Source organism: Streptomyces sp. NPDC088923 (genome assembly GCF_044749745.1).
In the GTDB taxonomy this organism is placed as follows: domain Bacteria; phylum Actinomycetota; class Actinomycetes; order Streptomycetales; family Streptomycetaceae; genus Streptomyces.
The window spans coordinates 88993-104262 of sequence record NZ_JBIVIO010000004.1 but is presented as its reverse complement, the minus strand read 5'-3'; the positions used below and the strand labels follow the sequence as shown (position 1 = coordinate 104262).

13 protein-coding genes are annotated in these 15270 nt (G+C 74.4%); 6 read left to right on the top strand and 7 right to left on the bottom strand.

Annotated features, from left to right (window positions below):
• Positions 1–93 precede the first annotated feature (93 nt).
• Positions 94–474 carry a hypothetical protein gene (locus tag ACIP4O_RS18570; protein ID WP_401575641.1) on the top strand — a complete coding sequence of 127 codons (381 nt, stop codon included), beginning with the start codon at positions 94–96 and terminating at the stop codon, positions 472–474.
• A 67-nt stretch (positions 475–541) separates the two neighbouring features.
• Here the strand turns inward: ACIP4O_RS18570 and ACIP4O_RS18565 are convergent, their stop codons facing one another.
• The 3 genes from ACIP4O_RS18565 to ACIP4O_RS18555 all read right to left on the bottom strand — a co-directional run bounded on the left by ACIP4O_RS18565 (position 542) and on the right by ACIP4O_RS18555 (position 4671).
• Positions 542–2611: an iron ABC transporter permease gene (locus ACIP4O_RS18565; protein WP_401575639.1), complete on the bottom strand. Its 2070-nt coding sequence runs from the start codon at positions 2609–2611 to the stop codon at positions 542–544.
• 207 nt (positions 2612–2818) lie between these two features.
• The gene (locus tag ACIP4O_RS18560) at positions 2819–3802 is read right to left on the bottom strand and encodes an iron-siderophore ABC transporter substrate-binding protein (RefSeq protein WP_401575638.1); all 984 of its coding nucleotides are present in this window, start codon (positions 3800–3802) and stop codon (positions 2819–2821) included.
• The gene (locus ACIP4O_RS18555) at positions 3799–4671 is read right to left on the bottom strand and encodes an ABC transporter ATP-binding protein (protein WP_401575636.1); all 873 of its coding nucleotides are present in this window, start codon (positions 4669–4671) and stop codon (positions 3799–3801) included. Before ACIP4O_RS18555 ends, ACIP4O_RS18560 begins: the two co-directional genes overlap by 4 nt.
• A gap of 208 nt (positions 4672–4879) precedes the next feature.
• Here ACIP4O_RS18555 and ACIP4O_RS18550 point away from each other — a divergent pair, with 208 nt between their 5' ends.
• Complete coding sequence (locus ACIP4O_RS18550; RefSeq protein WP_401575634.1) at positions 4880–5962, top strand: fatty acid desaturase family protein; 1083 nt, start codon at positions 4880–4882, stop codon at positions 5960–5962.
• Between the two features lie 160 nt (positions 5963–6122).
• Here ACIP4O_RS18550 and ACIP4O_RS18545 read toward each other — a convergent pair whose 3' ends face one another.
• Positions 6123–6827: a ScbR family autoregulator-binding transcription factor gene (locus ACIP4O_RS18545; RefSeq protein WP_401576225.1), complete on the bottom strand. Its 705-nt coding sequence runs from the start codon at positions 6825–6827 to the stop codon at positions 6123–6125.
• A gap of 611 nt (positions 6828–7438) precedes the next feature.
• Here ACIP4O_RS18545 and ACIP4O_RS18540 point away from each other — a divergent pair.
• Positions 7439–8137 (top strand): HAD family hydrolase, encoded by a 699-nt coding sequence (locus ACIP4O_RS18540; RefSeq protein WP_401575632.1) that lies wholly within the window; start codon positions 7439–7441, stop codon positions 8135–8137.
• A 56-nt stretch (positions 8138–8193) separates the two neighbouring features.
• On the opposite strand, the gene ACIP4O_RS18535 is transcribed toward ACIP4O_RS18540, so the two are convergent.
• Both ACIP4O_RS18535 and ACIP4O_RS18530 read right to left on the bottom strand, forming a co-directional pair.
• Positions 8194–8853: a DAK2 domain-containing protein gene (locus ACIP4O_RS18535; RefSeq protein WP_401576224.1), complete on the bottom strand. Its 660-nt coding sequence runs from the start codon at positions 8851–8853 to the stop codon at positions 8194–8196.
• A 131-nt stretch (positions 8854–8984) separates the two neighbouring features.
• Positions 8985–9983: a dihydroxyacetone kinase subunit DhaK gene (locus ACIP4O_RS18530; protein ID WP_361332329.1), complete on the bottom strand. Its 999-nt coding sequence runs from the start codon at positions 9981–9983 to the stop codon at positions 8985–8987.
• A 464-nt stretch (positions 9984–10447) separates the two neighbouring features.
• Here ACIP4O_RS18530 and ACIP4O_RS18525 point away from each other — a divergent pair, with 464 nt between their 5' ends.
• The 3 genes from ACIP4O_RS18525 (at position 10448) to ACIP4O_RS18515 (ending at position 14082) form a co-directional block, all read left to right on the top strand.
• Positions 10448–12538, top strand: coding sequence for a glycosyltransferase (locus ACIP4O_RS18525; protein WP_401575629.1), 2091 nt, complete (start codon positions 10448–10450; stop codon positions 12536–12538).
• A 246-nt stretch (positions 12539–12784) separates the two neighbouring features.
• Positions 12785–13480 (top strand): DUF4389 domain-containing protein, encoded by a 696-nt coding sequence (locus ACIP4O_RS18520; protein ID WP_401576222.1) that lies wholly within the window; start codon positions 12785–12787, stop codon positions 13478–13480.
• Between the two features lie 143 nt (positions 13481–13623).
• Entirely contained in the window at positions 13624–14082 is a 459-nt protein-coding gene (locus ACIP4O_RS18515; RefSeq protein ID WP_401575628.1) for an ATP-binding protein, read from the top strand.
• 133 nt (positions 14083–14215) lie between these two features.
• On the opposite strand, the gene argF is transcribed toward ACIP4O_RS18515, so the two are convergent.
• Positions 14216–15262, bottom strand: coding sequence for an ornithine carbamoyltransferase (argF, locus tag ACIP4O_RS18510; RefSeq protein WP_401575626.1), 1047 nt, complete (start codon positions 15260–15262; stop codon positions 14216–14218).
• Positions 15263–15270 lie beyond the last annotated feature (8 nt).

The following is a 15270-nucleotide window of genomic DNA, read 5'->3' as shown; positions in this document are numbered from 1 at the left end:
ACCGCACGAACCTAACCGGAATGGGTGACACCGGTCAACACGGGGTTCACAGGGCGGTCACGGGACATACGAAGAGAAACGGAGGAGGTCGTGATGGGTGACGGCGAGGACGGCATAGGCCTGTCGGAGGCCGAGGAACGGGCCATCGCGCTCTCCCCGGCGGAGGAGCGGGCGATCGCGGTGACCGCGACGGAGGGCAGGGGCATCGCGGTGACGGAGGCGGAGGAGAAGGCGGTGTTCTCCGGGGCGGGGAGCACCGCGACGTACGACCTCGACCCGCCCGGGGCCCATGGACTCCTCCCGGAGGGACCGCGACTGCGCGCTCCCTCCCAGCTCCCCGACCACCACGCACCGGACGCCCCCTCCCTCCCCGGTCCCCCGGACCTCCCGGGGCCAGGGGGCGGAACCCCACCACAAGCCCAGGAATCCAGCCCGTCTGGGGGCACCTCCCGGCCGAAGGCTGGGGGCGTTTGAGGACCGGGGCCTGGGGCGGAGCCCCGGAGAAGGCCCGCCCCGCTGGACGCGAGGCCCGCGCCCCCGCCTACCGCCTCGTGCGCACCAGCAGGTAGATGAAGTACGGCGTCCCCACCAGCGACGTCATGAGCCCGGCGCCCAGCTGCGAGGGCGCGATGACGGTGCGCCCCAGCATGTCCGCGAGCGTCACCAGGCACGCCCCCAGGAGCATCGCCGTCGGCAGGACCCGCGCGTGGCGGCGGCCGACGAGGGCGCGCGCCGCGTGCGGTGCGACGAGCCCGACGAAACCGATCGTTCCGGCCGCCGCGACGGCCGTCGCCGTGAGGACGACCGCCGTGCCGAGCAACAGGAGCCGCCGCGGCGCGAGCGGCAGGCCGAGCAGGCGGGGCGTGTCGTCGTCGAGCGAGACGAGGTCGAGGTCGCGGCGCGAGGCCACCGCGACGGCCCCGCCGAGCAGCAGGGCGACACCGACCGGCAGCAGGTCGGGCAGCTCGCGCCCGTACGTCGAACCGGAGAGCCAGGTAAGGGCCTTGGCCGCGTTGAAGGGGTCGGTCAGGACGATGACGAGGCCGATGAGCGCGGTCGTCGCCGCCGAGACCCCGATGCCGACGAGGATGACGCGGTTCTGCCGGAAGCCGCCCCGCGCGGCCAGCCCGAAGACGAGCACGGCCGCCGCCGCGGAGCCCGCGAAGGCGGCGCCCGCGATGCCCCACGTACCGATGCCGGTGGCGGCGGTCGTGGCGAGGACGGCGCCGAGCGCACCGCCGCCCGAGACACCGAGCACGCTCGGTTCGGCGAGCGGGTTGCGCGTCACCGCCTGCACGAGGGTGCCCGAGAGGGCGAGCGCGGCGCCCGCGAGGAGCGCGGAGAGGACGCGCGGGACGCGGGTGTCGAGGACGAAGGAGATCGCGGAACCCGCGCGGCCCGTGGCCCAGTTGGTGAGGTCGCCGAGGAGGAGCACGTTGTCGCCGAGGAGGGCGCCCGCGATGACGAGGCCGACGAGCACGACGACGATGACGGCGAGGGTGAGGAGGTACGCGCCCCGGCCGGGTATGCGGGTGCGCTCCGGCTCCTGCGCGTCGCCGCCCTCCTTGAGCCGTACCGCCATGACGACGAGGAAGATCGCGCCGAGCAGGCTCGTGACGGTGCCGGTCGGGATGCCGGTGGAGCGGTCGGCGGTGACGAAGGTACGCAGCAGGACGTCCGAGCCAAGGACGAGCCCCGCGCCGACGAGGCCGGCGAGCGGGATGTTCGCGCGGGTCCGCACGAAGCCCTGGTAGCGGGCGACGAGGGGGCGGACGAGCGCGGGCGCGCACAGGCCCGCGTAGCCGAGCGGCCCGGTGAGGGTGACGGCGGCGGCGGCGAGCAGCGCGGTGAGCACGACGACGATCAGCCGGGTGCGGCCCACGGCGACGCCGAGGCCGCGTGCCGCGTCGTCGCCGAGGGCGAGCGCGTCGAGGCGGCGCGAGACGAGGAGGAGGCCGAGGAGCGCGACGGCGATGACGGGCAGCATCTGGAGGATGCCGTCGAAGCCGTTCTGCGCGATGGAGCCCTGGTTCCACTGGAAGAGGCCCTCGGTCTCCTGCGGGAAGAGGAGCAGGAGCGACTGCGTGACGGCGTCGAGGCCGAGGGCGAGCGCGGTGCCGGCGAGGACGAGGCGGACCGTGCCCGTACCGAGCCCGGAGACGCCGAGGACGACGGCGCAGGCGGCGAGCGCGCCGATGAAGGCGACGCCCGAGGAGGCGAGGAGCGGGACCGAGACACCGGTGACGGCGAAGAGCGCGAGGGCGAGGTAGGAACCGGCGTTGACCGCGAGCGTGTCCGGGGCCGCGAGGACGTTGCGGCTCATCGTCTGCAGGGCGCGCCCGGCGGCGCCGAGTGCGAGCCCGACGACGAGCCCGGCGACGGCGCGCGGCAGGCGCGAGGCCGCGACGACGGAGGCGGAGGTGTGGTCGCCGTCGCCGATCGCCGCGTGCCACACGTCGGAGAGGCCGACGTCCGAGGTGCCCTGCGCGATGTCGATGACGGCGAAGGCCACGACGACGAGGAGGAGCCCCAGCGTGATGGCCCCGGCGCCCCCGCGGTGCGCGGGGGCGGTGGACTCCTGGACGGGAGGGCGCGTTGCGGTCGCGGTCATGAGCCTTGTTTCGTCACGTCTGCTGCGGGAGGGGAAGGGCCGGCCGTGGGGGCGCGCCGGCGGGGGGCGGCGGCGCGTACGTACGGGACGGAGCGGCGGCACGGAGGCGGACCCCGTCACGCCGGGCGGCCCCGGGGGACGCGGGTCCCCGGGGGCCGTCGGGAGCGGCGGGCCGTCAGCGCCGGGTGCGGCGGCCCGCCGGGCGGGTCACTTGGTGAGCGCCTTGACGACGTTGTCGACGTAGGCGCTGCCGGAGGCGGGGCCGCCGAACTGCCAGACGCCGTCGTCCAGGCGGTGGACGTGGTCCTTCTTGACGAAGGGCAGCGACTTCCAGACGGAGTTCTTCGCGAGCTTGGCGAAGGGGTCACCGCCGTCCGCGTCCGAGGCGATGTAGAGGAAGTTGACGTCACCGAGCTTGGTGAGGCCCTCGACGTCGGTCGAGGCGAGGCCGTACGCCTTGTCGCCCTTCTGCGTCCACGCGTTGGTGAGGCCGAGCTCGGTGTTGATCTCGCCGAGGAAGGACTGCTCGGTGAAGGGGCGCACGGAGACCTGGTTGCCGGTGGCCCAGCCGTCCGCGAAGGCGACCTCGCGCTTGTCGGCGCCCGCGTCGGCGAGCGCCTTCCTGCCCTCGGCGATCTTGTCGCGGAAGTCCTTCTTGACCGTGGTGGCCTTGTCGGTCGTGCCGGTGGCTTTGGCGACGAGGTCGAGGGTGCGGTCGACGGTCTTGAGCTGCGCGCCGCCGACCGCGGAGTCGACCTCCAGGACGGGGGCGATCTTGCGGAGCTGCTTGACCGCGGCGGCCTTGAGGTCGCTCGTCGCGACGATGACGTCGGGGTTCAGCGCCGCGACGGTGTCCATGCTGGGTTCGCCGCGCATGCCGATGTCCTTGGCGCCGTCACCGAGCGGGGCGGCCTTGTCCCAGGCGCGGTAGCCCTTGATGTCGGCGACGCCGACCGGCGTGACGCCGAGGCTGAGGGCGGCCTCGGTGACGTTCCACTCGGTGGTGACGATCCGCTTGGCGGGGCCGTCGAGCGTGACCTTCTGGCCCTTGTCGTCGGTCACGGAGACCTTCGAGGTGGCGGCCGAGCCCTTGGAGGCGGGCTCGTCCTTCGCGGGCTCCGAGGAGCCGCAGGCGGCGAGGGTCATCGCGGCGGTGGCCACCGCGGCCGTGGCGAGGAGGAGTCGTCTCATGGCGTGGGGTGGAGCCTTTCACTTCTGGTGCTGTGGCGGCCTATCGCGCGGGTGCGCGGCCGTCCGGTGAGGGGGTCGGTGTCGACCTCGATACGGATGCCGTAGACCTCGGTGAGGCGCTCGGAGAGGAGCACCTCCTCGGGCGTGCCGTCCGCGACGACGCGTCCGTCGCGCAGGAGCGCGACGCGGTCGGCGACGGCGGCGGCCTGGTCGAGGTCGTGCAGGACGACGCCGACGGCGATCAGGTGCTCGTCGGCCAGGTCCCGCATGAGGTCGAGGAGTTCGACCTGGTAGCGCAGGTCGAGGTAGGTGGTGGGTTCGTCCAGGAGGAGGATGCCGGTCTCCTGGGCGAGGCAGCCGGCCAGCCAGACGCGCTGGAGCTGGCCGCCCGAGAGCTGCTCGACGGCGCGTTCGGCGAGGTCCTGGACGCCGGTCAGGCGCAGCGCGCGCTCAATCGCGGCCGTGCCCTCGGGGTCGGTGCCGCCCCAGCGGCCCTGGTAGGGGTAACGGCCGAACTCGACGACGTCGCGCACCCGCAGCCCGCCGGGCGTGGGACGCTGCTGGGTCAACAGCGCGACGCGGCGCGCGAACTCCTTGGGGGCGAGCGCGAGGGCGTCGACGCGGTCCGTGCCGTCCTCCTCCAAGCGCACGTCCCCGGCGCGGGCGCGCTGGAGGCGGGCGAGGGTGCGCAGGAGGGTCGACTTTCCGCTGCCGTTGGGTCCCACGAGCGCGGTGACCTCGCCGGGGCGCAGCGACAGGGCGGCGTCGTGGAGGACGTCCGCGCGGTCGTAGGCCACACAGACGCCCGTCGCGCTGAGGCCGTGGCCACGCGTACGGGGGGCGGTGAGCGCTCGTTCAGCTGGTTTCACGCCACGAAGGCTAGCCTAACCTTAGGTGGCTGCGGAACCCACCCCCGGCGCGGAGCACGCCGGGCACCTCGCTCCCTACCCCCACAGTCCTCGCAGGTCACGGAGGCGTTACGGGGGTTAGCCCCCGGGCCGCTCACCGGGTGGCACCCCCCTGGGTCCGGGCGTCAGCAGGCTGCCCCTCGGGGCCCGGGAGGCGAAGACTCGCCTCATGACGACGACTCCCCTCGCACCCCGCCCGGTGCCCACGCCGCGCGGCGCGGGTGACCGGAGCGGCGGCAGCGATTTCGCCCGCCTCGCCCAGCGCGTCGGCGCGGCCGGACTGCTCGACCGGCGCCCCGGCTACTACACCCTGCGCCTCGGCCTCGTCGCCGCGGCCCTCGCGGGTGGCTGGACGGCCTTCGCGCTGCTCGGCGACTCCTGGTGGCAGCTCGCCGTGGCCGCGTTCCTCGCCCTCGTCTTCGGCCAGGTCGCTCTGGTGGCACACGACTTGGCGCATCGTCAGGTCTTCCGTACGCGGCGGCCCAGCGAGATCGGCGGACGGCTCTTCGGCAATCTCGGCATCGGCATGAGCTACGGCTGGTGGATGAACAAGCACACCCGCCACCACGCCAACCCGAACCATGAGGAGCTGGACCCCGACGTCGCCCCGGACATCCTCGTGTGGTCGAAGGAGCAGGCGCGGCACAGCAGGGGCATCGCCCGGCTCATCGGCGGTCACCAGGCGGCGCTCTTCTTCCCCTTGCTCACTTTGGAGGGCTTCAACCTCCACGTGTCGAGCGTGCGGGCGCTGCGCAGGCCGGAGATGAAGCAGCGGGTCCTGGAAGGGGTACTGCTCTTCGCGCACCTGGCGGGGTACCTCGCGGCGCTCTTCCTCGTCCTGTCGCCCGGCAAGGCGGTCGCCTTCCTCTTCGTGCACCAGGCGCTCTTCGGCGTCTACCTCGGTTCCACCTTCGCGCCCAACCACAAGGGGATGCCGACGCTGACCGGGAACGAGCGTCCCGACTTCCTGCGCCGGCAAGTCCTCACCTCGCGCAATGTGCGCGGCGGGCTCGTCACCGATGTCGCCCTCGGTGGTCTCAACTACCAGATCGAGCACCACCTCTTCCCGAGCATGCCGACCCCGCACCTGCGCCGGGCCCAGCCCCTGGTCCGCGCGTACTGCGCCGAACTCGGCATCCCGTACCACGAGACGGGGCTGCTGCGCTCGTACAAGGAGGCGCTGACGCACATGCACCGGGTGGGCGAGCCCATCAGGCGGGGCGTCGTGGCCCCGAAGTCGACCGGGGGCTGAGCGAGGCCGGCTCGCGCGGGCGGCGTCCGGTCCCGGCATGGGGCCGGGCGGGCCCGGGCCGGAACCGGACGGCCCGGGACGGGACCGGACGGCCCGGGACGGGACCGGACGGCCCGGGACGGGACCGGCGCGGAGTCGTCGCGTACGGTCCCGGGCGCGTTCAGGCGTTCCCCGCGAGGGGATGCTCGGGCTCGGCGGCCGCCCGGGCGGCGCGCTCCAGAAGGCCGGTGTCGCCCCGCCGCGCGTAGAGCGCGGGCAGGACGAGGCGCCACCACTCGTACAACCGCTCGCCGACGATCTGCCCGCGCCGCCTCCCCTCCCCCGCGCCCCTGCCGGTGCCCGCGCCCTCGTGCGTGCCGAGCGGGGCGGTGAGGACGGAGACGCCGTAGAAGGCCCGGACCAGCGCGGGAGCGGTCCGGGCCGGACTCACGCCCGGGCTGAGCGTGCCGCGCTGGCGGGCACGGGCGAGCAGCCTGGTGGCGCCGAAGGTCCAGGCTCCGAAGGGGTCGGGGAGCGGGGCGGCGATCGTGGCGCGCTCGGCCCACAGGCGTGCCCCGGCGCGGGCCACCGGGTCGTCTGCGAGGCTGCCCGCGACGGCGAAGCTGAGCCCGACCAGGTTCTCCAGGGGACACACGTCACGTGCCGTGTACCTGGACCGCAGGTGGCCCCAGTCCGCGAACCGGTCCCGGACGACGGCGAGAGCGACGCCCTCCTTGTTCGTGTAGTGGAAGTAGACGGCTCCGCTGGTCCGGCCGGACCTGGCGCTTATGTCGTTGATGCTCGTCGCGGCGTAGCCGCGCGTGGCGAAGAGGTCGGCCGCCGCTTCCAGCACCTTTCTCCGGGTCGCCTGCGCCCTTTCCTGCAATGTGCCGTCCACCTTCGTTCAACATGGTTGTGACAACCGGGAAATCTAATGCGCCCGCGTACGCCGGGAATACGAACGGACCGCTCGCGCCCGGAAATTGTTCCTTTCTTTCGGGCATGCACGCTTCCGGGTGATTGCGCGCGGCTTCCCGCCCGCTCCCCCGCAGCTTCCCGATCACCTCACCGAGGGCCGCGCTCATGGCCAACTCGGCTGCACAAATGCCTTGTTGACACCTTTCACGGAATACCCGAAACCCCTTCGCCACTCCCCCCGGACGAGCGCTTCGCACACACAACCGCAACTCCGGGCGATTGCGGGGGATTCGCGGGCGGAAATAACGTAGTGCGCATGATGTTTTGCACGAGAGCCGCCTGAGGCGCGCCCACCCAGCGCGCCCCGCCTCGTCGTCCGTCCGGAACGCGCCCTCACCGGCACCGGGTCCCCCGGTCCCCGGTCACGCGCCTTCCCCGTCATCTCCCCCTGACTCCCCCGCACCGGCGCCTCGCGACCGCCGTGCGGCTCCCCCCGCTCTCGTGCACCCCTTTCCTCCCGCTTTCTCCCCGTTCGCGCGGCACCGTCGCGCACCGTCCCCTCCCTGAAAGCGCACCGCCATGAACGACTTCACGCACCCCCTGCTCTCCTGGACCCCCGAGGCCGCCGTGCTGGACTGCGACGGCACCCTCGTCGACTCCGAGCGGCACTGGCACGAGGCCAGGGTCGCCACGCTCGCCACGCTCGGCCTGCGGCCCTCGCCCGGCTTCGCCGCCCGCGCCCTCGGCCTCCACTACGCCGACTGCGGACGGCTCATGGCCGAGGAGGCCGGAAAGCCCGAGCTGGCCGAGGAACTGACGGCCGAACTCCTGCGCCGCTTCACCGCGCTCGCCGCCGCCGACCCCGTCCTCATGCCGGGCGCGGGCGCCTTCGTCCGCGCACTCGCCGAACGGATGCCGCTCGCGGTGGCGAGCAACTGCCCCAGGGAGGTCGTCGAGACCTCGCTCGGGCGGGCCGGACTGCTCGGCCACTTCCGGCACGTCGTGGTGCCGGACGCGGAGGTACGGGCGAAACCGGAGCCCGATGTGTACCGGAAGGGCGCGGCGCTGCTCGGCGTCGAGCCCGACCGCGCCCTCGCCGTCGAGGACACGCTCACCGGCGTGGAGGCGGCACGGGCGGCGGGGTTGCGGGTGCTCGGGGTGGGGGCGCGGCCGGCCGAGGCGGAGCGGGCGCACCTGTGGGTGCCCGCGCTGGACGCGCCCGTCCTGATGGCGTGGGTGCGAGCGCACGTGACGGGTGGCCCGGGCCTGCGGCCCTGAGCCCGGCGGGGTTCCGCCCCGCCCCCGGACGGGCTCGCCCCCCGCCGTCCCGCTCCTCAACCGCCGGAGGGGCCCAGGTGGGGAGCCAGCTGACGCACCTCTCCACCCGCCGAGGCGAAGAACAGGGCCACACCCACCGCTCCCGGGTCCGGGACGCCCGTGGCCCTGTCTCCGAGGTAGCTGGAGCGGCCCATGCGGGCGCGGAGCCCCGCCGTGCGGTGGACTCCGGCCCAGCCGGCCTCGGCGGCCGCGGCCAGGGCGGAGCCCGGGGTCCGGTCGGGGTCGGCGGCGCTCTCCTTGAGGGACTCGGCCGCCGGGTGGAGGGCGTCGACCAGGGTCTTGTCCCCCGGGGCCGCGCCGCCCACGCGGCGTATCGCGGCGAGGCCCTCACCGACGCCGTCGGCGAGCGCGACGACCGTCCAGCCCCCCTCGCCCACCGCCCCCGCCATCGCCTGGAGCAGCAGCCCGAAGAGCGGGCCGCTCGTCCCGCCGACCTCGTCGAGGAACGCTTCGGCGAAGTGCTCCAGCGTGTCCGTGCCGGGGGCGGCGTCGGCACGGCGCAGCGCGGCGCCGACGCCCGCGCTCAGGTTCGTACCGAAGTCACCGTCCCCGACCCGCTGGTCGAGCGCGGTCAGTTCGGCCTCGGTGGCCTGCGCGGAGGCCGCGAAGCGGCGCATCCAGCCGTCCGCGTCCGGTTCGGGTCCCGTCCATGCCATGGCTCGCTCCGTCACGACACCACTCCCTCTCCTCGTGACCGCACCACACCCGCGGCCCAGGTCACCACCGCGGTACCGCCGTATCCGCGGTCCACGTCACCACCGCGGTGGCGCCGCGTTCGCGGCCCACGTCACCACCGCAGCGCCGCCGTCCGCACCGGTGCGTCCCAGCGGCGCAGGGTCTCCTCGTCGGCGAGCAGGAGGCTCACCGAGAAGCCGCGCATGTCGAGCGCCGTCACGTAGTTCCCGACGAGGCTGCGTGCCGGGCGCACCCCCTGCGCGTCCAGGCGGCCCGCGACCTCGCCGTAGACCCCGTACAGCTCCAGCGGCGTCGTCGCCCCGAGCCCGTTGACGAGGACGATCGCCTCGCTGCCTGCGCCCGGATCGAGCGCGGCGAGCAGTTCGCCCGTCATCCGCTCGACGAGCGGGGTGAGTTCGCCGCGCAGCATCGTGCGGCCCGCGCGCTCGCCGTGGATGCCGACGCCGTACTCCAGCTCGCCGTCCTCCAGTTCGAAGGCACGCTCGCCCGTCGTGGGCGCGGTGTGCGCGGCCGAGGCGACGGCGAGGGAGCGGCAGCGGGCCGCGAGGCCGGCGCCGAGGGCCGCGAGTTCGTCGAGGCCGAGACCCTCGTCGGCCGCCGCGCCGAGCACCTTCTCCACGAGCACCGTGCCGCCGGTGCCGCGCCGTCCCGCCGCGATCTCCTCGGAGTCCGAGGCGAGGTCGTCGTCGATCAGGACGCGGGCGCAGGCGATGCCGTCATGGGCGAGGCGTTCGGCGGCGATGCCGAAGTTGATGCGGTCGCCCGTGTAGTTCTTCACGAGGTGCAGGACGCCGTCCGCGCGCGCCCCGGCGCGCGAAGCCGCGTACACCTGCCGGTTGTGCGGCGAGGCGAAGACCCGCCCCGGCACGGCCACGTCGAGCATCCCGGGTCCCACGAACCCCGCGTGCAGGGGTTCGTGCCCCGCGCCGCCGCCGGAGAGCAGACCGACCCTGCGCCCGGGCGCCGTGTCGCGGGCGAGCAGGAAGCCGTGCTCGGGGTCGAGCGAGAGGAGGTCCGCGTGGGCGCGCGCGAAGCCCTGGAGCGCGTCCGGTACGAGGCGGTCGCCGTTGTTCTCGAAGTAGGGGGCCATCGGGTCCTCCAGTGTCGAAAGCCGGCGTACCGGGTGCTGCTCACCCGTTCGCCTCGCGCCAGATTTCCATGCTGCGGCGGGCGGTGAAGATCGGCAACCGGCGCACCACTCGCACGGACCGGCGCACGCGACCCACGCACAGCGCGCCCCCTACCGCGCACGCCCTCGCACGCACCGCGCGTTCCGCTTCCCGCACGCCCCCCGTGACCCACGGGCCCCCCGCCTCACCCTTGCGATGGGCCTAATCCGAACGCATGTTCTATGTAACGAACGAATCCGGTCCGCATCGAAGATTTCAAGCCAATTTTCCGCTTACGGACCGGAGCCGCTTGACCGCCCTGTGGTGGCCTCCCCCATATAGACATAGCCCGCGCACAGATTCATCACCTGGCACCTCAGGGCACTACACCGCCTTCCGGCGTCGCCCCAAGGCCCCCGAGGCCCCAGGCCCAAGGACTGTCCGCATGAAAATCGCCCTGCTGATCCACAACGCCTACGGGATCGGCGGCACCGTCCGCGCCGTGGCGAACCTCTCCGCCGCGCTCGCCGGGCGCGGGCACGCCGTCGAGGTCGTGAGCGTGCACCGCCCCTCGGACCACCCCGACCTCGCCTTCGACCCGCGCGTGCGGCTGCGCGCCCTGCTCGACATGCGCGAGGACGCGCGCGGCTACGTGGGCGAGGACCCGCTCACCCAGCGCCCGAACACGGTCTTCCCCGACGTGGGCGTCGACTTCGGCCGGCTGCGCTACACCGCGCTGCACGACGCGCGCATCGCCGCCTGGCTGGACGGCACCGACGCCGACGCGGTGATCGCCACGCGCCCCATCCTCAACGGCTACCTCGCCCGCCACGGCCGCCCCGGGCTCGTCCGCGTCGGCCAGGAGCACCTCGCGATGGACGCGCACAGCGAGCAGCTGCGCACCGACCAGAACGCGACCCTCGGCGGACTCGACGCCTTCGTCACCGTCTCCGAGGCCGACGCCGCGCAGTACCGGGCCGCGCTCCCCGGCGTCCGCGCCGAGATCCTGTGCGTCCCGAACGCCGTCCCCGCCCCCGCCGTCGCCCCGGCCACGCTCGCCTCGCCCGTGATCGTCGCGGCGGGGCGACTCGTCGCCGTCAAGCGCTACGACCGCCTCCTGCGCGCCTTCGCCGCCGCCGCGCCGTCCTTCCCGGAGTGGACCCTGCGGTTGTACGGGCGCGGCCCGGACAAGGCGCGGCTGCGCGCCGTCGTCGACGAACTGGGCATCTACGAGCGAGCCCGTCTGATGGGCCCGGCCTCGCCCCTGGAGACCGAGTGGGTCAAGGGCTCGATCGCCGCCGTCTCCTCGGACCGCGAGTCCTTCGGGCTCACCCTCGTCGAGGCGATGCACTGCGGCGTGCCCGTGCTCGCGACCGACTGCCCGTACGGTCCCGGCGAGATCATCAGCCACCGCGACACCGGGGTGCTCGTGCCGCTCGACGGCGACGAGGACGACCGCGTCGCCGCCTACGCCGCCGCGCTGCGCGACCTCATGGGCGACGCGGGACTGCGCGCCAAGCTCGGCACGCGCGGCCGCGAGCGCGCCGCCCGCTACGCGCCCGAGCGCATCGCGCGCGAGTACGAGGACCTGCTCGGCCGCCACGGCGCGGGCCGGCGCCGCCGGGGCCCGCTCACCGCGCTGCGCACGCTGCTGCGCCCCCCGGCCCCCGCCGAGCCCACGGCGCCCGCCCCCGCCGGGCGGCCCCACGCGGTGGCCCGCGCGCTCCCCGGCGGCGCGCTCTCCTTCGCCCCGGAGCCCGAAGGGCTGCCCGAGGGCCCGCTCGACCTGCTCGTACGCCTGCGCAAGGACCCGGAACAGCGTTCCGTGCGGGTGCCGCTCGACGGGGCGGAGGCCGTGCTCGACGCCGTCGCCCACCCGCTCGCCGAGGGCCGCTGGGACTGCTTCGTGGTGCCGCGCGACGCCGACGAATCCGCCCGCGTCCGGCTGCGCGCGGTCCGCGCCGAGCAGGCCGCGCTGCTCGTCGCGCCCCCGCTCGTGGACGCCGAAGGGCTGCGCACCCGGGTCCCGTACACGACGAGCGACGGTTTCCTGGCGGTACGGGCCTGGGCGCGGGCCCGGCACGCGGAGGTCACCGGCGTGCGGCTCGGCGCGGAGCACGTCGAGGTCGAGGCGCGGTTCCTGGCTCCGGGCGGGGCCGATCCACAGGGCGCGGTGGTCAGGGCGCGGGCGCGCGGCTGCGGCCGGTCCTTCGAGGTCCCGGTGACCGCTGACGGGGCGCGCGACGGCGCCTTCCGCTTCGTCCTCCCGCTCCACCGGGCGGGGGACGTGCCGCTGACGGGCGAGGAGGCGCCGAAGGAGGTGTGGGACCTGGAGCTTCGTACACCGGGTCCCGAGGAGGCACCGGTCCCGCTCGGCCGGGTCACCGGCGACGGCACCGACCGCAAGCGCACCGACCACTACCCGGCCGTGACCGTCCCGCACCCCGAGCACGGCACCGCGACGGTCCGGCCCTTCTTCACCTCCGCGCACGATCTCGCGCTGATCGTGCGGCCCCCGGCGCCCCCCGAGGACTGAGCCGAACGGGTCACCCGGATTGCGGGCCCCGGGCGGGCCGCCAAGCGTGGAGGCGACGCGCCGCCGTCCCGGTGGCGCGGCTGCGCGCGAGAGGAGCCCGCGATGGCGCAGGGCGAGGGCGGTCCGTACGGGGGCGGCTGGACCTGGGGGCACCCGGCGGCCCCCGCCGCGTACCCGCCCGAGAGCGCCTTCGAGTGGCTGCCCGCGCTCGACCTGCCGGGGCCGGGGCGGCAGCGGCGGTGGACGGTGCTGCTACGGCTGCCGCTCCTCGTGCCGCACGCCGTCGTGCTGTTCTTCCTCTCCCTCGCCGCCTTCCTCACGGCGATCGTCGGCTGGTTCGCGGCGCTCGTCCTGGGGCGGCTGCCGGAGCCGGTCTTCCGGTATCTCGCGGCGTATCTCGCGTACGAGGCCCGCGTCGGGGCGTCCGCGATGCTGCTCGTGGACCGCTACCCGCCCTTCGCGCTCTTCCACGACACCGGCTACGCGGTGCGCTTCGAGAACAGGCCGACGCACCTCAACCGGCTCGCGGTCCTCTTCCGGATCGTCCTGATCATCCCGGCGTGGATCATCGCCTCGCTCGCGATGAGCGGCTGGTGGACGCTCGGCCTCATCTGGTGGCTGATCACGCTCGTACTCGGCCGCATGCCGGCCGCGCTGCACAGCGCGAGCGTCGCGGCCCTGCGCTACCACCTGCGCACCTCCGCGTACTGGCTGCTGCTCACCCCCGCCTATCCGAAGCGGTTCTTCGGCGACGAGCCGGGCGCGGGCGACCCCGTGGAGCGGTACTCGCACTCGCGCCCGCTGCTCGTCTCCACGGGCGGGAAGTGGCTGCTCGTGCTCTTCCTGGTGGCGGGGGTCGTCGGCGGCGGCCGGGGCAGTACGTACACCTCGCCGCACGAGGAGACGGACACGGCGCGGACGGGGAGCGGGGCGGGGCGCTGAGCAAGGCGGGTGGCGAGGGGCCCGGGGGCCCTCGGGGGCCGGGCGACGCGGTTTAGCGCGCGGCTTCGTATGGTGGGGAGAGACGTCCCCCCGGGCACCCCCTGCCGCCCGCGTCCCCCGCACCACACGAACGGAACCTCGTCGTGCCGGATACCGCCGCCATCCGCTCATGGCACCGCACGCTGCCGCACAGCCCGCAGGCCGTCCCGCTCGCCCGTGCCCTCGTCCGCGAGGCGCTGTCCGGGCCCGACCAGGACACCGCCGAACTGCTCACCGCCGAGCTGGTGGCCAACGCCGTCGAGCACACCGAGGGACGCGAGCCGATCGAGCTGTACGTCGAGCTGCTCGCGAGCCACTGCCAGGTGGAGGTGCTCGACAGCGACCCCGCCCCGCCCGGCGCTCTCAGCTCCCCCGAACCGCTCGAAGCCCCCGACCCGCTCGCCGAGGGCGGCCGCGGTCTCCTCCTGATCCGCGCCCTCGCCGCCGCCTGCGGCCACCGCCCCACGGACTCGGGCAAGGCGGTCTGGTTCCGGCTGGCGGCAACGACCTCGCTACCGGTACAACGACAACACCCCCCAGAAACCAGCCGCACCAGCGCTTGAGGCCACCGCGCCAGCGGGCAAACCCGCCACGCCAGCCCAAGTCAGCCCCTCCGGCGCTTGAGGAGCGGGGCCCGGGGCAGCGCCCCGCGAGGCCACCCCGCCAGCGGTCGAGGCTCCCGCCCCGCCCCCCGCGTCAGCCCTCGTGCGGCTCGTCCGCCGCCACCCGCCCCGGTCCCGCCAGCGTCGCGACAAGAACCGCCTTGATGGTGTGCAGGCGGTTCTCGGCCTCGTCGAAGACGACCGAGTACGGGGACTCGAAGACCTCGTCGGTGACTTCGAGCGAGTCGAGGCCGAACTCGTCGTGGATGCGGCGCCCCACCCCCGTGCCGAGGTCGTGGAAGGCCGGCAGGCAGTGCAGGAACCTGACGTCCGGGTTGCCGGTGGCGCGCAGGACGTCCATCGTCACCGCGTACGGCCGCAGCGCGGCGATCCGCTCGCCCCACACCTCCGCCGGCTCGCCCATCGAGACCCACACGTCGGTCACGACGAAGCCCGCGCCCCGTACGCCCTCCGCCACGTCCTCGGTGAGCGTGACGCGCGCGCCGCTCTCCTTCGCCAGTTCCCGCGCCTTCGCGACGATCTCGGGGGCCGGCCAGTACGCCTCGGGGGCGACGATGCGGACGTCCATGCCGAGCAGGGCCCCGGTGATCAGGTAGGAGTTGCCCATGTTGAAGCGGGCGTCGCCGAGGTAGGCGAAGGAGATCTCCGGGAGCGGCAGCGGGCTGTGCTCGGTCATCGTGAGCACGTCGGCGAGCATCTGGGTGGGGTGCCAGGCGTCGGTGAGCCCGTTGTAGACGGGGACCCCGGCGTGGGCCGCTATCGCCTCGACGACGTCCTGCCCGTCCCCCCGGTACTCGATCGCGTCGTACATCCGGCCGAGCACCCGCGCCGTGTCCTTCGCCGACTCCTTGTGCCCGATCTGCGAGCCCGCGGGGTCGAGGTACGTCGTGTGCGCGCCCTGGTCGGCCGCGGCGACCTCGAAGGCGGCACGCGTGCGCGTCGACGTCTTCTCGAAGATCAGCGCGATGTTCCGGCCACGCAGGCGCGGCACCTCGGTCCCGGCCCGCTTGGCGGCCTTGAGCCGCGCGGCGAGATCGATCAGCGAACGGAACTCGGCCGCGCCGAAGTCCAGCTCCTTGAGGAAGTGACGGCCGCTGAGGTCGATCGCGTCGTGGGCCATGAGGGGCG